22 protein-coding genes are annotated in these 19,899 nt (G+C 59.6%); 21 read left to right on the forward strand and 1 reads right to left on the reverse strand.

What is annotated here, in order from left to right; genetic code table 11:
* The 21 genes from VL202_RS16830 to VL202_RS16930 all read left to right on the forward strand — a co-directional run.
* Window positions 1–171: flagellin (locus VL202_RS16830; RefSeq protein ID WP_325465276.1), on the forward strand; the 171-nt coding region annotated here is incomplete at its 5' end.
* Window positions 172–502: 331 nt separating this feature from the next.
* On the forward strand, window positions 503–1,477 hold the full coding sequence (locus tag VL202_RS16835; RefSeq protein ID WP_325465239.1) for a flagellin: 975 nt from the start codon (window positions 503–505) through the stop codon (window positions 1,475–1,477).
* Window positions 1,478–1,948: 471 nt separating this feature from the next.
* The gene (locus tag VL202_RS16840) at window positions 1,949–2,626 is read left to right on the forward strand and encodes a hypothetical protein (protein ID WP_325465240.1); all 678 of its coding nucleotides are present in this window, start codon (window positions 1,949–1,951) and stop codon (window positions 2,624–2,626) included.
* The gene (locus VL202_RS16845; RefSeq protein WP_325465241.1) at window positions 2,623–3,807 is read left to right on the forward strand and encodes a flagellar motor protein MotB; all 1,185 of its coding nucleotides are present in this window, start codon (window positions 2,623–2,625) and stop codon (window positions 3,805–3,807) included. Before VL202_RS16840 ends, VL202_RS16845 begins: the two co-directional genes overlap by 4 nt.
* Window positions 3,808–3,812: 5 nt before the next feature.
* Window positions 3,813–5,126 (forward strand): chemotaxis protein MotC, encoded by a 1,314-nt coding sequence (motC, locus tag VL202_RS16850; RefSeq protein ID WP_325465242.1) that lies wholly within the window; start codon window positions 3,813–3,815, stop codon window positions 5,124–5,126.
* A complete protein-coding gene (locus tag VL202_RS16855; RefSeq protein WP_325465243.1) occupies window positions 5,123–6,865 on the forward strand; it encodes a flagellar hook-length control protein FliK in 1,743 nt (580 codons plus the stop codon). Before motC ends, VL202_RS16855 begins: the two co-directional genes overlap by 4 nt.
* Complete coding sequence (locus tag VL202_RS16860; RefSeq protein ID WP_325465244.1) at window positions 6,801–7,367, forward strand: transglycosylase SLT domain-containing protein; 567 nt, start codon at window positions 6,801–6,803, stop codon at window positions 7,365–7,367. Before VL202_RS16855 ends, VL202_RS16860 begins: the two co-directional genes overlap by 65 nt.
* A 280-nt stretch (window positions 7,368–7,647) precedes the next feature.
* Window positions 7,648–8,319: a transcriptional activator Rem gene (gene rem / locus VL202_RS16865; RefSeq protein ID WP_325465245.1), complete on the forward strand. Its 672-nt coding sequence runs from the start codon at window positions 7,648–7,650 to the stop codon at window positions 8,317–8,319.
* 105 nt (window positions 8,320–8,424) lie between these two features.
* The gene (locus VL202_RS16870; protein WP_325465246.1) at window positions 8,425–9,639 is read left to right on the forward strand and encodes a flagellar hook protein FlgE; all 1,215 of its coding nucleotides are present in this window, start codon (window positions 8,425–8,427) and stop codon (window positions 9,637–9,639) included.
* A 28-nt stretch (window positions 9,640–9,667) separates the two neighbouring features.
* A complete protein-coding gene (gene flgK, locus VL202_RS16875; protein WP_325465247.1) occupies window positions 9,668–11,086 on the forward strand; it encodes a flagellar hook-associated protein FlgK in 1,419 nt (472 codons plus the stop codon).
* Between the two features lie 2 nt (window positions 11,087–11,088).
* Window positions 11,089–12,135, forward strand: coding sequence for a flagellar hook-associated family protein (locus VL202_RS16880; protein WP_325465248.1), 1,047 nt, complete (start codon window positions 11,089–11,091; stop codon window positions 12,133–12,135).
* A gap of 37 nt (window positions 12,136–12,172) precedes the next feature.
* Window positions 12,173–12,520, forward strand: coding sequence for a flagellar biosynthesis regulator FlaF (flaF, locus tag VL202_RS16885; RefSeq protein ID WP_325465249.1), 348 nt, complete (start codon window positions 12,173–12,175; stop codon window positions 12,518–12,520).
* On the forward strand, window positions 12,517–12,966 hold the full coding sequence (flbT, locus tag VL202_RS16890) for a flagellar biosynthesis repressor FlbT (RefSeq protein WP_325465250.1): 450 nt from the start codon (window positions 12,517–12,519) through the stop codon (window positions 12,964–12,966). The genes flaF and flbT overlap by 4 nt, the downstream gene beginning before the upstream one ends.
* Window positions 12,957–13,373 (forward strand): flagellar hook assembly protein FlgD, encoded by a 417-nt coding sequence (gene flgD, locus VL202_RS16895; RefSeq protein ID WP_325465251.1) that lies wholly within the window; start codon window positions 12,957–12,959, stop codon window positions 13,371–13,373. The genes flbT and flgD overlap by 10 nt, the downstream gene beginning before the upstream one ends.
* Window positions 13,374–13,379: 6 nt before the next feature.
* On the forward strand, window positions 13,380–13,646 hold the full coding sequence (gene fliQ / locus VL202_RS16900) for a flagellar biosynthesis protein FliQ (RefSeq protein WP_325465252.1): 267 nt from the start codon (window positions 13,380–13,382) through the stop codon (window positions 13,644–13,646).
* 162 nt (window positions 13,647–13,808) lie between these two features.
* Window positions 13,809–15,896 carry a flagellar biosynthesis protein FlhA gene (gene flhA / locus VL202_RS16905; RefSeq protein WP_325465253.1) on the forward strand — a complete coding sequence of 696 codons (2,088 nt, stop codon included), beginning with the start codon at window positions 13,809–13,811 and terminating at the stop codon, window positions 15,894–15,896.
* Window positions 15,893–16,645 carry a flagellar biosynthetic protein FliR gene (gene fliR / locus VL202_RS16910; protein ID WP_325465254.1) on the forward strand — a complete coding sequence of 251 codons (753 nt, stop codon included), beginning with the start codon at window positions 15,893–15,895 and terminating at the stop codon, window positions 16,643–16,645. The genes flhA and fliR overlap by 4 nt, the downstream gene beginning before the upstream one ends.
* Before the next feature lie 6 nt (window positions 16,646–16,651).
* Window positions 16,652–17,065, forward strand: a complete 414-nt coding sequence (locus VL202_RS16915; protein WP_325465255.1) for a hypothetical protein — start codon at window positions 16,652–16,654, stop codon at window positions 17,063–17,065.
* A 118-nt stretch (window positions 17,066–17,183) separates the two neighbouring features.
* Window positions 17,184–17,747, forward strand: coding sequence for a rod-binding protein (locus tag VL202_RS16920; protein ID WP_325465256.1), 564 nt, complete (start codon window positions 17,184–17,186; stop codon window positions 17,745–17,747).
* Window positions 17,748–17,851: 104 nt separating this feature from the next.
* The gene (locus VL202_RS16925; protein ID WP_325465277.1) at window positions 17,852–18,220 is read left to right on the forward strand and encodes a hypothetical protein; all 369 of its coding nucleotides are present in this window, start codon (window positions 17,852–17,854) and stop codon (window positions 18,218–18,220) included.
* Window positions 18,220–18,780, forward strand: a complete 561-nt coding sequence (locus VL202_RS16930; protein WP_325465257.1) for a hypothetical protein — start codon at window positions 18,220–18,222, stop codon at window positions 18,778–18,780. The genes VL202_RS16925 and VL202_RS16930 overlap by 1 nt, the downstream gene beginning before the upstream one ends.
* A gap of 118 nt (window positions 18,781–18,898) precedes the next feature.
* Here VL202_RS16930 and VL202_RS16935 read toward each other — a convergent pair whose 3' ends face one another.
* Window positions 18,899–19,888 (reverse strand): glycosyltransferase family 2 protein, encoded by a 990-nt coding sequence (locus tag VL202_RS16935; protein WP_325465258.1) that lies wholly within the window; start codon window positions 19,886–19,888, stop codon window positions 18,899–18,901.
* Between the last annotated feature and the right edge of the window lie 11 nt (window positions 19,889–19,899).

Genomic DNA, 19,899 nt, shown 5'->3' on the forward strand with positions numbered 1-19,899 from the left:
ATGGCCGACCTGATGGACGTGATCGACAAGGGCGTCGGCCGCCTCGTCGACGCCGACATGAACGAAGAGTCGACCCGCCTCAAGGCCCTGCAGACGCAGCAGCAGCTCGGCATCCAGGCGCTCTCGATCGCCAACTCCAACTCGGAAAACATCCTGTCGCTCTTCCGTTAATCGGATCCGCATGCAGGAAAGAGACAGCGGGCGGTGCATATCGCCGCCCGCCATATTCAAAAGGCCGCGCCCCGCAAGGAGCGCGGCTTTTGCGTTGTTTCCAGGGGGAGCGATCTTAATCTTTTGGCAATCGAAATTTATTTTTCTTCATTCTCATTACCGACTTGCTAATGCCCTTAATGGTTTGTTAACCATGAGATTGTTAAGTGTCCGTTAAGAGCGATAGGCTGTCCCTGGGCTAAACATTGGACAGTTTGCATGACGCTGGTCCCGTCGCTACCGGTTCTCGATCCGGAATGTTCCGTTTAATTTTCGAACTGGGGCAATGACCATGACCAGCATTTTGACCAATTCCGCCGCGATGGCGGCTCTCCAGACATTGCGTTCTATCAATACGAACATGGAAACGGTCCAGAGCCGTATCTCTTCGGGTTATCGCGTCGAGACCGCAGCCGACAACGCTGCCTACTGGTCGATCGCGACGACCATGCGCTCGGACAATGCAGCGCTCTCGACTGTTCAGGACGCGCTCGGGCTGGGCGCGGCGAAGGTCGACACGTCCTATGCCGGCATGAGCTCGGCGATCGACGTCGTCTCCGAAATCAAGGCCAAGCTGGTCGCCGCACGCGAACCGGGCGTCGACAAGACCAAGATCAACAAGGAAATCACCGAACTCAAGAACCAGCTCGCCTCGGCAGCCGAATCGGCATCGTTCTCAGGCGAGAACTGGCTCTACAATTCGTCGATCACACCGCCCGGCATCAAGTCGATCGTTGCATCGTTCAACCGCTCCACCGACGGCAGCGTTTCGGTTTCGACCCTCGACTTCGACACCGCAGCGTCGGTCCTGATCGACACCCAGGATGCATCGCTCGGCCAACTGACCAAGGCTATCACGGTCGAGCAGGGCGCCAATGTCGGTACCGGTACAGCCAACGGCACCTATCACCTGATCATCGCATCCGGGGGGACGGCTCCCACCGGTTCCGTCGCGGTCGAACTGGACACCAACACAGCCGACGACGATATCGAAGGCATGATCAGTGCCGTCGATGCGATCTTCAGCTCGCTGACGGACGCCGCCTCGACCCTTGGCGCCATCACCAGCCGCATCGACATGCAGGAGAACTTTGTCGCCAACCTGATGGACGTGATCGACAAGGGTGTCGGCCGCCTCGTCGATGCCGACATGAACGAAGAATCGACCCGCCTCAAGGCTCTGCAGACGCAGCAGCAACTCGGCATCCAGGCGCTCTCGATCGCCAACACCAACTCCGAAAACATCCTGCGCCTGTTCCAGCAGTAAGCATGATCCTGGCGGACCCGTGGGCATCAATCCGGTTCTTGCCATCTCTGCGCACCGTCGCCTCGTTTCAGGCGACGGGCACGCCCTTCCGCCGCGTCGCCGGTCATCGGTTCGGTGGAAACGGTTGGACCGCGCTCATTGCCCAAGCGCGGTCCAACACCCTACATTTTCGCGCAAGTTTGGCCGGATAGTCTCCAACCGCAGCCATCCTCGTCCCGGTTGCCAGCCAATATGAATGTTGCGCTGCCGTTGTATGCGGCCCCATGCCTCCGGTCAGCCGGGCATTGAGCTGATACGGATAGAAAATGTTCGGGCCAGGCCTGTCGGCAACAGCCGCTTGCAAGGTCCTGAAGGAGACATTCCGGAAGTGTCACAGTCTTATGTTTTCAGGTCTCCGGGCCAAATGCTGTCGGCAACCGAGAGGGGGCCTGGACGGACCGTGACTTTGACCCCGTTCACGGGAGCGCGCCCATGAGCGCATCCATCTCACGCTATCTGAAGGATTTCAGCACTCCGAAGGTCGATTTCTCCATCGTCCCGCCGCGCTATTTTCCGGATCTGGATGACGATGTTTCGACCGAACGCGTCTTCGCGATGAAACAGCAACCTCATATCCCGCAACAGCCGCCTCAGCCGCAGGTCGATCTTGAAGCGGAGCGCCGCGAGGCGTTCGCGCAGGGTCGCAGCGAAGCCGAGAGCGAGCAGGCCGCCTTGCATGCCAGGGACATCGCGACACTGACCGGGCGTCATGCGGCAGAACTCGAAGCCATGCGCATGCGCTGTGACACCGAGATCGCCGCGATGATCCACGATCGCTTTTCCGAGATCGGGTCGCAGATGGTAACCATGCTGTCCGACCAGACCGCACGCGTGCTGGCGCCGGTCATGGATCAGACGCTGCAGCAGAAATCGATCGCCGACCTCGCGCACATGATCAACCATTTGATCAATGCCGGCGAAGGCTGCAAGATCCACGTGAAGGGGCCGCTGTCGCTGTTCGAAGCGCTGAAGCGTCATCTCAAGGACGAAACCCTGATTTTCCGCCACCAGGAATCCACCGATATCGACCTGTCGGTCGAGTTCGGCGAATCGATCCTAGTGACGAGAATGGCCGCATGGGCCGATACCGTAGGTAAGGTGCTGGCATGAATGAGAATGAAGGCCATCATCACGGCAAGAACGAGATCATCATCATCAAACGCCATGGCGGTCATCACGACTCTCATCACGGTGGCGCCTGGAAGATCGCCTATGCCGACTTCATGACGGCCATGATGGCGTTCTTCCTGGTCATGTGGTTGATCAATGCGGCCAACCCGCAGACCAAGGCAGCCCTTGCCTCCTACTTCAACCCCGTCCAGCTGAGCGATGCCAAGCCGTCCGAAAAGGGCGTCAAGGCGCCGGCCAGGGACGCCAAGGGTGAAGAGGACCAGATGAAGTCGAAGGTTGACGGTACCGAGACCAAGACCGGCGGTTCGGCCAAGAGCGGCACCGACATGACGGCGACCTCGGGCGAGGAAACGCGGTATTCCGACGCCGACTTCTTCGAAAATCCCTATTCGGTCCTGTCCGAGATCGTCAACGAAACCGGCCATCAGGCGAATATCAGCGCCAAGGGCGAGGGTGGCGCGTCGATGTCGGGCCCGGCCACCGGCGCCGAGGGCGGCGAAGCCTATCGTGATCCTTTCGATCCGGACTTCTGGACGAAGCAGGTCGAGCTTCAGAATGCAGAAAAAGGCGGCGAAAGCCTGCAGGCGAAGGCGGGCAATGGCCCGACCGACGACGCGAAGGATGCCGCTGGCAAGGAAAAGTCGCCGGAGGAATTGAAGGCGGAGGCAGAGAAGGCCGCGTCACAAAAACCGGACGAGAAGGCGGCCGAGGCGTTGAAGGCGGAGATCCGCAAGGAAATCGGTGGCGCCGCCGGCAAGCTGTCCGAAGGACTGCTGGTGACCCCGACCGAAGGCGGACTTCTGGTCACGATCAGTGAGCAGGGCGATGCGCCGATGTTCGGCGTCGGGTCGGCCGTACCGCAGAGGGACATGGTCGTCGCCATGGAAAAGATCGGCGAGTTGCTCGCCGCCCGCAAGGGAAGCGTCGCCATCCGTGGCCATACCGACGGACGCCCTTTCAAGAAGGGTGGCTATGACAACTGGCGGCTTTCGTCCGATCGCGCGCAGAGCGCCTATTACATGCTCCTTCGCGGTGGCCTTGCCGAAGGTCGCGTCAGCCAGATCAGCGGCTTTGCCGACAAGCGCCTGCAGGTCACCACCGACCCGCTTGCGCCGGCGAACCGGCGCATCGAAATCCTGTTGCAGACGAATCAGGGCTGAGCGTGATGTTGAAGGCGATCCGTACACTTCTTCTCTGCGCCAGCGCGATCGGGGCCCTTTCGGGCCTCGTGGCGCATGCAGGCGAGCTTGACGATCTGCCGCCCTACAAGATGCTGCGTTCCTTGCAGCATATTCAGGATTCCATCGTGCTCGGCGACCACTCGGCCGCCGAGATGCAGCGCTTCATGCTGGCAGCGATCGACAAGAGCCTGCGCGACGCCGATCCGTCGGTGTTCGACGACCCGCGAAATGTCGATGCAGCCTTCATCTATGCGATGAGCGGTGGTAACCCGGCGACGCTTTCCTATCTCGCCAACCACGACCTCGAAGGCAATTTCGACAGTCGCATCATTGATGCGCTCAATCATTACCTCGCCGGCAAGGGTGGCCTGATGGTCACCAATCTCGAGAAGGCGATACCGGAATACCGCAATTCGCGGATTGGTCCCTATCTCTACCTCGTCCTCGGCAACGCCATCGCGATGCAGAATCCCGCTGACTCACTGAAATATTATGACTGGGCGCGGCTGACCTCGCCTGGCACCAATATCGAGGAAGCCGCCCTGCGGCGTTCGATTGCGCTGGCGACACGCGGCAACCGTCCGGATAAGGGCTTCGCTTATTCCCTGTCCTATGCCCGTCGCTTCCTGACGTCTCCCTATGCCAGCCAGTTTGCCGATGTCTTCGTCGAACTCGCAGTGACCAACTACGGTGCGGAGACGGAAGCGAAGATCCAGGAAATCCTCGGCTTCATGGACAAGCCGCGCCAGCGCGAGGTTTACCTCCGCATTGCCCGGCGCGCCGCGATCGGCGGCATGCAGGAACTGGCGACGCTTGCTTCCTCGCGCGCCGAAGCGCTTTCTGATGGCACGGATGCCGGTCCGAACGCCCTGGCCAGCCTCTATTCCGGTCTCGTCGGTATCCCGTCGAAGGGGATACTCGAAGCCGTCAAGGATATCAGTGCCATTCCCGAAGCCGAACTCTCGCCGCGAGATCAGGCGCTGCGACAGGCGGCGACCGTGGTCGCCGAGGAAGTGTTGCGCGCTCCGGATCCAGAAAGCCTGACGCAAGCGACTGTTTCTAAAGTCGTTCCGGAAAAGACAACAGAGGAAAACGGAGCAGAGACGGGCAGCGGCGATAGCCCGTTTGCAGCCCCGGCATCCGATGCGGCCGCAGATGCCGTGCCATCGGACGGGGAACAGCAAGTGGCATCGTCGGAAAACAGCGCGCCTGATCCGGTTCTCGATGCGTTTCTGACCCATGGTCGCTCGAAACTCGCCGAGATCGATTCTCTCCTGAAGGGGGACGAAGACAAATGACGACGGTTGACGACAACCTGCTCGCGGCGAATTTACGCTCCGCCAAGTCCGGATCGAAATTGGCCGGCAAGCACCATGAAACGGATGCGGCCAAACAGCATTCGGCTTTCGAGAACGCCTTTGCCGATGCGGGCAAGAAGAAGCAACCGTCGATCGCCATCGATGGCAAGGCCGACGCGGAAGCCACCCCGCGCGCCAATATTGCAATTGCACAAAAGCTGACGGCCGGAGCCGCCAGGACGGCGACGTCGCAGCATGAAACGATCAACAGCAAGTCTCAGGTTCACGACGAACCTATCGCCAATGCGGAAATCAAACTGGCGGCGAAGGAAAATGCAAAGGCAAATTCAAAAGGCGACGCAAGGACGACGACCGTCATTTCCGATGACGACAAGGTCAGTCCGGCCCCCATCGGCGTGGATGACAGGACAACTGTCGCGAACAGATCGACCGTATCCAGCGATGTCGGGGGCGCCGATACGCGCATGACCACGGACCCTCTGCCGGTGTTCGATCTGAAATCGGATGTGAAGTCGGGCCTGTCGGTTGCCGACGATACGGATCTGCAGCCGGCACCGGTGCTGTCGAAGCCTGACGTCAAGGCGCGTGACGTGCCGTCCATCAGCCTGCAGCACATCGGCGCGAACGCCGAGGCCGGAAAGACCGGGAATCCCGCGGTTGGCGAGAAGGTCGCCGATCTGATCAGGGACCCTGCGGTGAAGACGACGGAGGCGAACGACGCAGGAAGCGAAAAGCCGGTCCACACCGCCGCGTCCAAGGCTGCTGATCACGACGCACCGGCCGCCACGGATGTCAGCCACCTGCTGACGCTGCTGAGCCCGCAAACGTCGCCGGCACCGGCAATCTCGGCGCCGCACGGGGAGGCGACGCCAACCATGTCGGAATTCCATGCGCTGGCGGTTCGCGCCGGCAAGGCCACGACGCTGCCGCAGGATGCGACAACGGCGAAAACCGAGGCCGCCGACAAGCCCGCAGCGACCACTGATACCGACACGGCCGCCTCGGCGGACACCGACCAGATCTTTCGTTTCGCCCGCGCCGACGGCAAGGGGCAGGCGGTTTCGATGAACGTTGCCTCGGACGGTGACAAGGCCATGGTCAAGAACGACGTGACCGGGGTCAGCGCCAAGGCCGAAACCGTCACCGTCGTCGAGGCCCGGCGTTATCTCGGTCTCGCGCCCGCCAGCAATGCATCCGCCGTGACCAGCCAGATCGTCAGCAATCCGGAATGGGCAAAGGCGCTGCAATCGACAGAGGCTGCCGGGCCTCTGGCGCAGGACTCCACGGGCAAGGTTCTCAACACCCTGAAGATCCAGATGCATCCGATCGATCTTGGCACCGTCACGGCCACGTTGCGGCTCAAGGAAGACGAACTGCATGTCGAACTGAAGGTCGAGACGGGTGATGCCTTCCGGCAGTTCAGCGACGACCAGAATGCCATGGTGAAGGCGCTGCGGGCCCAGGGCTTCGCCGTCGACCAGGTGAGCATCGTTTTCAACGCACCGGATTCGTCCGACGGCACGACACAACAGCAGGCGCAGTCTCAGACCGGCCAGCAGGGCCGTGAGGCGTCGGCGGATGGCACTTCACAGGGCAAGGGCCAGCGCAACGACAATGGCAGCCAGCAGCAAAGCGGCGGAAGGTGGACCGGGAATGAAGGCACGAGCGACCCGTCTTCTGGGACTGACGCTAACCGGACTGGTGACGTCTATATGTAATGCCCATGCGAGCGTCGGCGCCTGCGAGGGCGAGATCACGGCGGCCGCGGCCAAGTATCAGGTTCCGCCGGGCATCCTCTATTCGGTCGGCCTGACCGAGACGGGGCGCAAGGGGGCGCTCCAGCCCTTCGCCATGAATATCGAGGGAAAGGCCTATTTCGAAAACAGCGTCCAGGACGTTCTGCAGCGTTTCGCCGAGGCACGGGCGCAGGGCGCCAAGCTGATCGATCTGGGCTGCATGCAGATCAATTATCATTTCCACGGGGAGAATTTTTCCTCGCCGAGCGAGATGCTGGACCCGAAAAAGAACGTCGAATATGCGGCGCGCTTTCTCTCCAATCTTCACGCCAGGCATGAAACCTGGACCATGGCAGTCGCCCGCTATCATGCGGGACCGAATAACGACCCCGCGCAGAAGAAATATGTCTGCCGGGTGATCGCGAATCTGGTTGCGACAGGCTATGGAAAGTGGACGACCAACGCGTCTGCGTTTTGCCAGTAGCGCAACTTTAAAGGGAATTTTGGGTGCGGCTTGACTCGCTTGGAGGAGTCTGGCGAAATGTGGAGAAATTTTGAGCACAAGCCACTTCTTAAGGACGCGTTAACGTTTCCACAAAAAAATTAGTGCTCCATTTTGATGCACCCACTACATCTAGCCCAAATCGGCACAGAAATCTTAATCTACTATTAATTTCACCCACTAACTTTCCATAGTTGTTCGAGAATCCCCCGATTCGTACCTCTTGGTCATTGAAGCACCATACTGATTCGGAGGCGGACGAATGATCGTAGTGGTTGATGAACGTGAGCTCGTGAAAGACGGGTATACTTCTCTGTTTGGACGTGAGGGCGTGCCCTCCCAGGGGTTTGATCCGAAAGAATTTGGCGACTGGGTCTCCACGGCTGCCGACAGCGATATCGATGCTGTCGAAGCCTTCCTGATCGGCCAGGGCGAACGGGCGATGGCCCTCCCCCGGGCGATCCGGGACCGGACGACCGCACCGGTGATCGCGATCAGCGATTCACCGTCCCTGGAACAGACACTGGCGTTCTTCGACTGCGGCGTCGACGACGTCGTGCGCAAGCCGGTTCATCCCCGGGAAATCCTGGCCCGAGCTGCGGCTATCCGCCGTCGCCTGAAGGCCCTGGTGAACTTCACCGACATCGGTCCGATCCGGGTCTTTTCCGACGGCCGCGACCCTGAAGTTCAGGGCGATGTCTTCGCACTGCCGCGCCGCGAGCGCCGCATTCTCGAATATCTGGTCTCCAATCGCGGACGCCGCGTTTCCAAGTCCCAGATTTTCAACGCGATCTACGGCATCTTCGACGAGGACGTCGAAGAGAACGTCGTCGAAAGCCATATCAGCAAGCTGCGCAAGAAACTGCGCAAGAAGCTCGGCTTCGACCCGATCGATTCCAAGCGGTTCCTCGGTTATTGCATCGACTGGGAATAATCGTTTGCGAACCGGTGGTTCGGATGTGGCGGCACCCACCTCAAGACAGGTTCACGCAAGGCCCACCTCCTAGTCTTGCGATAACGACTAAAACGAGGATCGGACATGAGTCTTTACGGAATGATGAGAACCGGTGGTTCTGGCATGAATGCGCAGGCAAACCGTCTGGGCGCTGTGGCTGAAAACATCGCCAATGCCAACACCACGGGTTACAAGCGGGCCTCGACGGAGTTCTCCTCGATGATCCTGCCGACGACCAACGGCTCCTACAATTCCGGTGGCGTCGAAACCAAGGTCCGCTACAGCATCGGCACCGAAGGCGCCAAGGTCTACACAACCTCAGGCTCCGATCTGGCGCTCGACGGCGGTGGCTTCTTCGTCGTCCAAGGCGGCAACGGCCAGGAATATCTGACCCGCGCCGGTGCCTTCACCGAGGATGGCGATGGCAATCTCGTCAACTCGGCCGGCTACAGCCTGCTCGGCTACGATTATGCCGCTGGCGCTGACCCGACAGTCGTGGTCAACGGCTTCGATGGCCTGACCAAGGTTAACCTCGCTTCCGACGGCTTGGTCGCCAAGGGCTCGACAGTGGGTACGATGGGCGTCAACCTTCCGTCCGATGCTGCTATCGGCGGCATATCGACCACGTCGCTGATCGTCTATGACAGCCAGGGCAATACCCGCATTCTCGACTTCAACTACGAAAAGACGGATGTGAACGAATGGTCGGTTGAAATCGTCGATCGCGACACCGGAACATCGCTTGGTACCAAGACGCTGGAATTCGATTCCGCCGGTGACCTGACAACGACGCCGACGACGATCTCGACCGCCGCGATAACCGGCCTTGCCGTCACGGGCGCCGATCTCGGTGCCCTCTCGATCGATCTCGGGAATACCCTTCAGAAGGGCTACAAGTTCGAACCGGCTGACGACAAGAACGGCGTCGACGGCAGCGCGCCCAGTAAGGTTGCAGGCTTCCAAATTGACGACGACGGCATCGTTTACGTCAAGTACGAGAACAACACGCTCGAGCCGCGCTACCGCATCGCTCTTGCTAACGTTCAGAGCCCTGACAATCTCGTGCCGCAGTCGGGCAACGTTTACTCGCAGGGTACCGATTCAGGCGTCATCATCACCGGCTTTGCCGGCTCAGGCGACTTCGGCAACATCATTTCCGGTGCGTTGGAAAGTTCCAACGTCGACATCGCGGAAGAACTGACGGCGATGATCGAATCCCAACGTAGCTACACGGCAAACTCGAAAGTGTTCCAGACAGGCGCCGATCTGCTGGACGTTCTCGTGAACCTGAAGCGTTGATCAGTAATCATTAAGGGACGGACTGCGCATGTCGCTCGCTGCCGCAATATCAACGGCCCAGACGATATTCAGCAATACGGGGCAACAGACTGCCATCGTATCGAAGAATATCGCCAATTCCGGCAACGCAGACTACGTGCGCCGTCTCGCCATGATGGGCGTCGATTCCCAGGGCTCGCACTATATCAAGATCGAGCGGGCCCAGAACGATGCATTGTTCAAGCAGAACATCTCCAATATCTCGATCGCATCCTCGCAGTCCCGTCTCCTCGACGGGCTGCAGTTGATGCAGTCGGTCTTCGGCGGCAACGAATATCCTTCTTCGCCGTCCAACTATCTCGCGACCTTCCGGGCCAGCATGCAGACCTATGCAGCGGCTCCGGGCAATGTCACGATCGCAGCATCGACCATCGCCGATGCAAAGGATCTCGCATACTCGCTGTCTACCAGTTCGGTCGCGATCCAGGACGTTCGCGCATCCGCCGACAAGGAAATCCTTGAACAGGTCGGCCAGCTCAACGATTACCTGACGCAATTCGGAACGGTCAACAATGAGATCGTCGGCAAGATTGCAACGGGCAAGGATGCCAGCGATGCGCTGGACCAGCGCGACAAGCTCTTGAAGGCGATGTCGGAAATCATCGGCCTATCGACCTCCACGCGCAGCAACATGGATACCGTCATCTATTCGTCCGACGGTACCGTGCTGTTCGAAACGATCCCGCGCAAGATCACCTTTGCGCCGACACAGGCTTATAATGCGACGGTCACCGGCAACAAGGTCTATGTCGATGGCATAGCGCTCAAGGGCGGAACCGGCGGCAACACGACCGGCGAAGGCTCGCTTTCGAGCATGCTGCAACTGCGCGACGATCTGGCGCCGAAGATGCAGTCGCAGCTCGATGAAATCGCGCGCGGTCTGGTCACCATGTTCCAGGAAGGCGGGGCTCCCGGCCTTTTCACCTGGTCCGGCGGCACGGTTCCCGCGGCAGCGACGCTCGAGCCAGGCATGGCAGCCAGCATCCAGGTCAATCCGATGGCCGATGCCGATCCAACCATCCTGCGCGATGGGGGCTTCAACGGCGTCGTATCCAATACGGATGGGAATGCCGGTTACACCGCTTTGCTCGATAGCTACATCGTGGCCATGGATACGACCATGTCCTTCGATACGGCGGCTGATCTCGGCGGCACAAGCACGATCATGACCTATGCATCGTCGTCGATCGGCTGGCTTGAGCAATTGCGCAAGGCCGCGACCACGGGGAACGAAAATAAGACCGCCATGCTGGCGCAGACCCAGCAGGCACTCAGCAACGAGACTGGTGTCAGTCTCGACGAAGAACTTTCGCTGATGCTCGATCTCGAGCAGTCCTACAAGGCATCGGCGAAGCTGCTCAGCACGATTGATGAGATGCTGACAACACTCCTGGATACGGTGAGGTAATCATGAAGACGTCCTTCGTTTCCAACCTGGCAGTTCAAAATGCCATGCGGATCACGATCCAGCAGGGACAGCTGGAAGTCATCAAGCTGCAGCAGGAAGTCACAACCGGCAAATACGCCGATAGCGGCGCCGAACTCGGCGCCAGCTCGTCGCGTGCGGTGAACCTGAAAAACGAGCTGTCGCGCCTGGGAAATCTCAAGGAAACCAATGCGGTCGTCACGCAGCGCCTGTCGGCGTCGCAGATGTCGCTGGAGACCATGCGCAAGGCGGCCGAGCAGATCAACACGACGCTGATCGCGTCGCTCGGCAACGACGACGCATCGCGCCTGAACATCGCCCGGACGGATATCAATGCCGCGCTCGATTCGTTCGTGGCCGCGGCCAACGTACAGTTCAACGGCGAATTCCTGATGTCGGGCATCAACACCGACGTGAAGCCGCTGGCGGAATACGGTGCCGGCTCGGCCGCCAAGGCCACCTTCGATACGGCGCTGTCGGACTTCATGACGACGAACGGCATCGCTTCCATGAGCGATTTTACTCCGGCGCAGATGGACGATTTCATCGAGACCACGCTGGAGCCGCTCTATACAGGCACGCAGTGGGATACTGACTGGTCGGAAGCCTCCGATCAGAACGTGATGAGCCGTATCAGCGCCAGCGAGGTGATCCCGAGCACGACGAACACCAACACCGAAGGCGTTCGCAAGTTTGCGCTGGCAGCGGTCCTGACGACCGAATTGCTTGGTGCCAACGTGTCGTCCGCGGTGCGGTCGACGATCAATTCCCATGCGCAGAACTACGTGCAGCAGAGCGTGACCGGCTTGATCGAGACGAGCAGTACGCTCGGTATCTCCGAATCCCGGGTCAAGAAGGCGAACACATCGCTGGAATCCCAGATCAAGCTGATCCAGACGCATGTCAACGACATCGAGGGCGTGGACCCTTACGAGGCGTCGACGCGCATGAACACGCTGCTGACCCAGATCGAGACCTCTTACACGCTGACGTCGCGGCTTCAGCAACTGAGTTTGATAAATTTCCTCTGATGCGGTGAGGACCAGGACAAACATGAAGGATGTCTGAATGTATCAGTTTTCATACGCCGAGATTATGGAGGACGGCGTCGCTGACTCCAAGGATCGCGAGCGGCAAGTACTCGACCGCTCGATTGCGCTGCTTGCAGCCGCAAGAACGCAGAAGGGCTACTCGAGGGAAGCGATCGAGGCGATCTACTATACCAGGCGCGTCTGGATCCGGTTCATCGAGGACCTTCGGGCCTCGGACAACCAGCTGAACGATGAGTTGCGCGCCAATCTCATCTCCATAGCCATCTGGATACTCGGCGAGACGGAGAAGATCCGCAAGCGCGAGTCCTCGAATTTCCAGGGCATCATCGATATCACAACCATCATCAGGGATGGACTCAAATGAAAAGCACACTGCGTATTTCGCTGAAGTCGGGCGAACGGATTTTTGTCAACGGGGCGGTGTTGCGTGTCGATCGCAAGGTCGCGGTCGAATTCCTGAACGACGTGACGTTCCTGCTCGAAAACCACGTCCTGCAGCCGGAGGATGCGAATACTCCGCTCAAGCAGCTTTACTTCATCGCCCAGATGATCCTGATCAACCCGGAAGGCGCCGAGCAGTCGACGATCATGTTCCGCAAGTCGGTAATCATGCTGCTCAACTGCTTCAAGAACGAAGATATCGTTTCGGAATTGAAGCGGATCGACGGCATGGTGACGCAGGGCCGTGCGTTTGACGCACTGAAGGCCATTCGCGGCCTATATGCTGCCGAGGACCGGATTCTCAACAGCCAGGAGATCACGCCTGCGACGATCGAGCAGATCCGCAAGGAGATCGCACCATGGCGGTAAGCGGCGTTTCGGCGAACAAGACAGCGTCAAACACGACGGGGACGGGTTCCGACGCGTCGAACGCGTCTGCCTCGGCCAGCCTGAACTATGACAGCTTCCTGAAGCTGCTCGTGGCGCAGATGAAGAACCAGGATCCGACGGAGCCGATGGATTCGACCCAACAGATCGCGCAGCTTGCCACCTTCTCGCAGGTCGAGCAGACGATCAAGACGAACACCAACCTGGAAAGCCTGTTGCAGCGCACCTCGCTCAGCGAAGCCAATGCGGTGATCGGCAAGACGGTGACCAGCGCCGACGGCAAGACGACTGGCGTCGTCAAGGAAGTGAAGCTATATTCGGACGGAATCATTGCCGTTCTCGATAACAAGGAAGAAATGGTTATCGGGCCCGGCGTTACCATAAAGTGAACGTCCATGAATGAGGCAGATGCCCTCGATATCGTGCAGGCGGCGATCTGGACCGTGGTCGTCGCCTCCGGGCCTGCTGTTCTCGCCGCCATGGTGGTCGGTGTCGTCATCGCCTTCATCCAGGCGCTGACCCAGGTTCAGGAAATGACCCTGACCTTCGTGCCGAAAATCCTCGCCGTCCTGGTGACGGTCGCACTTTCGGCCTCCTTCGTCGGATCGCAGATTTCGATCTTCACGAATATCGTCTTTTCCCGCATTCAAAGCGGCTTTTGACGATCCGGTGTCCGTTTTGCGGCATCGTCGCTCCCGGAAATGCCCTTCGTCTCTTTCCGACCTGGATGCCACCCTCGCGCAAGCTTGGGGCGTTAAATCTGCCGCCAGTATGGGCAGCAGGTATGAATGCTGTCCGCCTCTCATGAAGAGACGGAATTTCCGATGGCACAACCACCTGCACTCGTCATCCCGAAACTGGCGCCACAAGGCCGGGATATCGGCTTCGCGCTCGGCATCGTCGCGATCCTGTCGATCCTCTTCCTGCCGATACCGCCGTTTCTGATCGACATCGGGCTGGCCTTCTCCATCGCTTTCTCCGTTCTCATCCTGATGGTTTCGCTGTGGATCCAGAAGCCGCTGGATTTCTCGTCCTTTCCAGTCATCCTGCTGATCTCGACGATGACCCGCCTGTCGCTGAATATCGCGACGACGCGCGTCATCCTATCGCACGGTCATGAGGGACATGATGCGGCCGGCGGCGTTATTGCCGGGTTCGCCGAACTGGTCATGGGCGGCGACTTCGTCATCGGTCTGATCGTTTTCCTCATCCTGATCACGGTGAACTTCATCGTCATCACCAAGGGCGCGACGCGTATCGCGGAAGTCGGCGCCCGCTTCACCCTCGACGCCATTCCCGGCAAGCAGATGTCGATCGACGCCGACCTGTCGGCCGGCCTGATCGACGAGAAGGAAGCGCAGCGCCGCCGGCGCGAGCTGGAAGAGGAAAGTTCCTTCTTCGGCTCGATGGACGGTGCCTCGAAATTCGTTCGCGGCGATGCCATCGCCGGCCTGCTGATCACGGCCATCAACGTTTTCGGCGGCATCATCATCGGTTACGTCCGCCATGACATGTCGATCGGCGAAGCGGCCGATGTCTTCGTCAAGCTCTCGGTCGGCGATGGTCTGGTCTCGCAGATTCCGGCGCTGATCGTTTCGCTGGCCGCCGGCCTGCTCGTGTCGCGCGGCGGCACGTCGGGCTCGACCGACCAGGCCGTCGTCAACCAGCTGGCCGGTTATCCGCGCGCGCTCATGGTCGCATCCGGCCTGATCATCATGCTCTCCTTCATGCCGGGCCTTCCCTTCCTGCCATTCGCCACGCTTGGCGGCGGCATGGCGTTCATCAGCTGGGTCATTCCCCGCAAGCTCGAAGCCGCCAACAGGATCAAGCACGAACAGGAACAGCAGACCGCGCAGCAGAAGACCGACAGCGAGAAGGACTCGGTCAAGTCAGTCCTCAAGACGGCGGAAATCGAGCTGCTGCTCGGCAAGCAGGTGTCCACGCGTCTTCTCGGCGCTCATCAGGAGCTTGCATTCCGGGTCGGCAAGATGCGCCGCAAGTTTGCCGGCCAGTACGGTCTCATCGTTCCGGAGATCAAGGTGTCCGACGATATCGCCATCCCGGACAAGGCCTATCATGTCCGTATCCACGGCACGACGATCGCCTCCAACACGGTGCGCGTCGGCGAAGTCATCGTCGTCACCGGCGGCGGCCGCAAGCCGAGCCTGCCGGGCGACGATATCCGCGAACCCGCATTCGGCATGCCGGCTGTCTCGATCTTGGAGGCATTCACCGAAGACCTGAAGCGCGAGGGTTTTCACCCGATCGACAACGTTTCGGTCGTCCTGACCCATCTGTCGGAAGTCATCCGCAACAACTTGCCGCAGCTTCTGTCCTACAAGGACGTGAAGATCCTGATCGAGCGCCTCGATCCGGAATACCGCAAGCTGGCGGACGAAATCTGTACTTCGCACATGTCCTATTCCGGCCTGCAGGCGGTGCTGAAACTGCTGCTTGCCGAGCGAGTGTCGATCCGCAACCTGCACCTCATCCTCGAAGCCGTCGCGGAACTGGCGCCGCATGTCCGCAAGACCGAGCAGATCGTCGAGCATGTGCGCGTCCGCATGTCTCAGCAGCTGTGCGGCGACCTTGCCGACAATGGCACGCTGCGGGTGCTTCGCCTCGGCAACAAGTGGGACATGGTGTTCCACCAGGCGCTGAAACGCGATGCCAAGGGTGAAATCGTCGAGTTCGATATCGACCCGCGCCATCTGGAAGAGTTCAGCGAACAGGCGACCAAGGTTATCCGTGAACATCTCGATCGCGGCATGCCGTTCGTGCTGGTAAGTTCGCCCGAATCCCGGTCTTATGTCCGCATGATCATCGAGCGCCTGTTTGCCACATTGCCGGTCCTGTCCCATGTCGAACTCGCCAAGGGTCTCGAAATCAAGATCATTGGCTCGATTTCATGATTTCCGATCCTGAAGGCACGGTGCTGGCGCTTTTCGCCGCATTTTGCCGGATCGGTGCCTGCCTGATGGTCATGCCGGGATTTTCCACGGCGCGCATTTCGGTGCAGATACGCCTCTTCGTCGCCGTGGCCGTATCCATGGCGATCCTGCCGATCATGTGGAACGACATTTATCCGCAGATTTCCGGCAAGGGGCATACCTATATCTACATCGTTGCCACCGAAACCGTGATCGGCAGCGTCATCGGGCTGATCGCCCGCTATTATGTGTTGGGCCTGCAATTCGCAGGAACGGTCGTCACCATGATGATGGGTTTCAACGCACCGCCGGCCAATGACGTTCTGGAAGACACGCCGGAAAACCAGCTGACCAACCTGATCAGCTTTGCCGGCCTGATGCTGTTGTTCATGCTGGATTTCCACCATGTCATCCTGGCGAGCATTGTCGATTCCTACACGGTCATGCCGCTAGGCAGCGGGTTTGACCAGCAGGGCGTCCTGATCACGCTCACCAATGCCCTCGAAACCACCTTCTACATCATGCTGCGGCTGGCCAGCCCCTTCCTGATCTACGGCCTCTTGTTCAACATCGCGATCGGCATGGTCAACAAGCTGGCGCCGCAGATCCCGCTCTACTTCATCTCGCTTCCCTACCTGATCATGGGCGGCATGTTTCTCCTGTATCTCGGCATCGCCGCCATGCTGAAACTGTTCGCCGACGGTTTTGCCCCGCTGATGCAAGGGAGTTGACCCCGCATGAAAACCCGCTCCGAAAAGCTCAAACGTCTCGTCGCCGTCCAGCGTCATCTCGAACAGATGGCGGAAAGTGAACTGGCCGAAACCGCCAGGCAGCGCCGTGAGCTTGCGGAGACTATCGACGTCGTGGTCGATGCCATGGGGTCGGCAAGCCCGCTGCATGCGATGTTTTCCGGGCACTATTCGTCACAGCTCGGTCGCCTCGCCCAGAAGGACCAGATGCTGCTCGGCATCCAGCAGGTACACGAAACCCGCGTCCTCAAGGAGCGCGTCAAGGGTGACCGGCTGGAAGAAAACATGAAGGACGCGCGGGCTCTCGAAGACCGCGCCACTGCCGACGAGGCGATCTACGATCTGGTGGATCAGCACGTGATGAGCAGGTCACCAGCTTCCGGTAAGGTTGACCACTCATAGTACGGCCTGAGGATCGGCCGCGACTGCGTCTGGCCCGTTCGTTCAAACTGCTGAAATTACGGATTAACGCCGGCGCTGAAGAACCGTCGGGTGATATCCGTGATCAAGAGGACACCGCATGGCAATCTCTCCTCCAAGCGACCTGGTGCTCGATGTCGTCCGCGCCGCCGATCCGGCCGAGGTTCAGGAAGCGCAGGCGCGGCTGAAGGCCAATCGCGCCGCTTTCCAGGCAACGAGCCTTGCCGAAAACGGCAACGGTTTTGCCAATACGGTAGCGGTTCTCCAGAACAGCCCGACGAACAGCCTCGGCGACATCAACAACCGCGCCGAAGCTAAGAAAATCCCCGAGACCTACCGCAAGTTCGAGGCCATGGTGCTGCAGAATTTCGTGAAATCGATGCTCCCGAGCGAGAGCGAGGAAGTCTATGGCAAGGGCACGGCCGGCGATATCTGGAAGAGCATGATGGCCGAGCAGATCGGCAATACCATGGCCAAGGGCAATGGCATCGGCATCGCCGAGAGCATGGTGACGGACCGGATCGCCGGATCCGACGGCACCGACCGGGTCAACGCCTCGCTCGGCGGCAACGACAGCAATGTCGCGATGAGCATGGTTCAGGAATACGAACGCAAGGCGGTCGCCAGGTTCACGGGAACGGAAGACAAGACCGAACAGCAATAGGATATCCCGGCTACGGCCTGGGTTAGACTGATACAGAAGTTTCGCGCATGCGCCACGCCAAGGGCCACGACCCGCGTGCAGCCAGCGCCAACGGGAGCGAAGTGATGGAAGTTGTTGCATCGGGTGACGTGCGTATTCAGAACGTGCTGGGGCGCCTCGAAATGATCCTCGACAACGAGAGCATGCGGATCGGCGTCGATCCGACCTTCGATCTGAAGTCGTCGAACGCCCGCAAGAGCCGCTGCCTTTATGAACTGACGATGCTGCATCGCGATGCATCGCCGGACGAAATTTCGCCGGCATTCGTTGCGCAGACCAAGCATATCAAGACGAAGCTCATGGCGAATTCCCAGAAGGTGAATGCGCATATGGAAGCGTGCCGCTCGGTTGTTGACATCCTCAAGGCCGCGGTTCAGGACGCGGACGCGGATGGTATCTATTCCGAACAGCAGTTCCGGTACGGCCACTTCTGATGCTCAAACTCGTTGTCACCGGCGTCTGGATTTGCGCGGTTTCGCTTGGATCCGTATATTTCTCGATCCAGCATGCTTCCACGCCGATCGTGTCGGACGCGGATGCCGAGCGCCGGGCATTGCAGGAATACGTGTCGGGTGAACTCATTACCGTGCCGGTCATCGCCGACGGTGGCGTGCAGGGATATTTCCTGACCAAGCTTTCCTTCTCGGTCGACAGGGCCAAGGCCAAGAACCTGGAAGTTCCACTGAAGGAATCGGTGACCAACGCCCTGTTCGACATTCTTGTCGGGCAGAGGCTGATCAATATCGGCGATTCCAGCAGTTTCGATCTCGCCCATTTCAAGACGGCGGTGAAGGAAGGTCTCAACAAGCAGCTTCGCGACGAGGTCATCTTCGAAGTGCTGGTCGAGCAGCTCGAATATCTGTCGAAGACCGATGTTGCCCGCATTGCCAATTCGGCGAACGAAAAACAGCGCAAGCCCGTGCCGATCGTCGACAAGAATGGCGAGACAGCCCATGACGTGCTGCCGGAGAAGGCAGCCTCCGCAGCGAACTGAGCCGACTATAGCGCCGCGCGTCGAATATGGGGCGCAAAGGTCGCTGTAACACTTTAAATATACTGCATAATTTCCCCTTGGATCGATTCTGATTTAGGGGCTTATGCAGTAGGTCGGATCAGTTCTTTTCGGGATTGCGGTACTGCTCGTTGACGAAGCCGAATTCCATCATCAGCCGCCCCACCGCGACGTAGAAATGATAGAGCCCCGCCGACGGCAGATTGGCGGAGCGCCACAGCTTGATGCCGCGAAACGGCGAGGCAGCCAGAAGCGCCAGCGATTTGGCGATGGTCTTTGACCGGCCTGCGAAACCTGGCCGTGCGCGATGCTCCAGCATGGCCGAGATGGCGCCGTTTCTCAGGCTGCGTGCCCGGATCCAGGACATCTCCGTCCGCCGGGCCGGGATCGTCTCGGCGACCCAGGCTTCCATTGCCCAGCCGAAGGTAAAATTCTTTTGCCGGCAGCGCCGATAGAAATCGCTGTCGCCGCCACCGATGAAATTGAACAGCGGATCGAGGAAGGGACGCGGCATTGCGTCGAGCACCGGCCGGGTGATCAGCACATTTCCGGAGGAATAGAGGATCGGCACCGGGCCGCTCGTGTCATAATGAGGCATGAACACGGGGTGCCGTTTACGATCGTTGCGCGCCTTGTCCTCGAAGTCGGGGAGTTGAGGCCCGCCGACGATATCCGCGCCGGTCTGCTTTTGTATCGAAACGAGACTGTCGAGCCAATCCGGTGCCGCGATCTCGTCGTCGTCGATCACGGCGATCGCTCGAAGGTTCGGATAATGGGACAGCGCCATCGACCAGCCGGCATTGTAGGCATGGCAGTTTCCGCGCTGGTGGGCGATGACCACCAGACCGTTGACGCGGTGGTCGGCGAAGAACATTTTCGCGGCATCCGCACCCTCCAGGCCGTCGGCATCATTCTCCATCACCACGATGGCGAAAGGGCAGCCAGGGGCCTGGGAAACCACGGTTTTCAGCGTTTTGATCAGGTGCTCGGGGCGGCGAAAGGTTGGTAGGGTGACGACGAGGTCGATGTTATCCGCCGCATCGACTGCCGCCTGATAAAACACGGTCACATCCTGGAGAGGCGGGGTCATGGCGGCAACCT

It is taken from the genome of Pararhizobium sp., from assembly GCF_035497515.1.
In the GTDB taxonomy this organism is placed as follows: Bacteria; Pseudomonadota; Alphaproteobacteria; order Rhizobiales; family Rhizobiaceae; genus Pararhizobium.

What these genes read in the sequence shown, in the direction of transcription:
- VL202_RS16915 (WP_325465255.1), top strand. Translation starts at nt 16,652, where the DNA reads ATGAAAACCCGCTCCGAAAAGCTCAAACGTCTCGTCGCCGTCCAGCGT.
- VL202_RS16925 (WP_325465277.1), top strand. Translation starts at nt 17,852, where the DNA reads ATGGAAGTTGTTGCATCGGGTGACGTGCGTATTCAGAACGTGCTGGGG.
- VL202_RS16930 (WP_325465257.1), top strand. Translation starts at nt 18,220, where the DNA reads ATGCTCAAACTCGTTGTCACCGGCGTCTGGATTTGCGCGGTTTCGCTT.
- fliQ (WP_325465252.1), top strand. Translation starts at nt 13,380, where the DNA reads ATGAATGAGGCAGATGCCCTCGATATCGTGCAGGCGGCGATCTGGACC.
- flaF (WP_325465249.1), top strand. Translation starts at nt 12,173, where the DNA reads ATGTATCAGTTTTCATACGCCGAGATTATGGAGGACGGCGTCGCTGAC.
- VL202_RS16840 (WP_325465240.1), top strand. Translation starts at nt 1,949, where the DNA reads ATGAGCGCATCCATCTCACGCTATCTGAAGGATTTCAGCACTCCGAAG.
- VL202_RS16845 (WP_325465241.1), top strand. Translation starts at nt 2,623, where the DNA reads ATGAATGAGAATGAAGGCCATCATCACGGCAAGAACGAGATCATCATC.
- rem (WP_325465245.1), top strand. Translation starts at nt 7,648, where the DNA reads ATGATCGTAGTGGTTGATGAACGTGAGCTCGTGAAAGACGGGTATACT.
- flhA (WP_325465253.1), top strand. Translation starts at nt 13,809, where the DNA reads ATGGCACAACCACCTGCACTCGTCATCCCGAAACTGGCGCCACAAGGC.
- flgK (WP_325465247.1), top strand. Translation starts at nt 9,668, where the DNA reads ATGTCGCTCGCTGCCGCAATATCAACGGCCCAGACGATATTCAGCAAT.
- VL202_RS16870 (WP_325465246.1), top strand. Translation starts at nt 8,425, where the DNA reads ATGAGTCTTTACGGAATGATGAGAACCGGTGGTTCTGGCATGAATGCG.
- VL202_RS16835 (WP_325465239.1), top strand. Translation starts at nt 503, where the DNA reads ATGACCAGCATTTTGACCAATTCCGCCGCGATGGCGGCTCTCCAGACA.
- VL202_RS16880 (WP_325465248.1), top strand. Translation starts at nt 11,089, where the DNA reads ATGAAGACGTCCTTCGTTTCCAACCTGGCAGTTCAAAATGCCATGCGG.
- flbT (WP_325465250.1), top strand. Translation starts at nt 12,517, where the DNA reads ATGAAAAGCACACTGCGTATTTCGCTGAAGTCGGGCGAACGGATTTTT.
- motC (WP_325465242.1), top strand. Translation starts at nt 3,813, where the DNA reads ATGTTGAAGGCGATCCGTACACTTCTTCTCTGCGCCAGCGCGATCGGG.
- VL202_RS16935 (WP_325465258.1), bottom strand. Translation starts at nt 19,888, where the DNA reads ATGACCCCGCCTCTCCAGGATGTGACCGTGTTTTATCAGGCGGCAGTC.
- VL202_RS16855 (WP_325465243.1), top strand. Translation starts at nt 5,123, where the DNA reads ATGACGACGGTTGACGACAACCTGCTCGCGGCGAATTTACGCTCCGCC.
- VL202_RS16920 (WP_325465256.1), top strand. Translation starts at nt 17,184, where the DNA reads ATGGCAATCTCTCCTCCAAGCGACCTGGTGCTCGATGTCGTCCGCGCC.
- fliR (WP_325465254.1), top strand. Translation starts at nt 15,893, where the DNA reads ATGATTTCCGATCCTGAAGGCACGGTGCTGGCGCTTTTCGCCGCATTT.
- VL202_RS16860 (WP_325465244.1), top strand. Translation starts at nt 6,801, where the DNA reads ATGAAGGCACGAGCGACCCGTCTTCTGGGACTGACGCTAACCGGACTG.
- flgD (WP_325465251.1), top strand. Translation starts at nt 12,957, where the DNA reads ATGGCGGTAAGCGGCGTTTCGGCGAACAAGACAGCGTCAAACACGACG.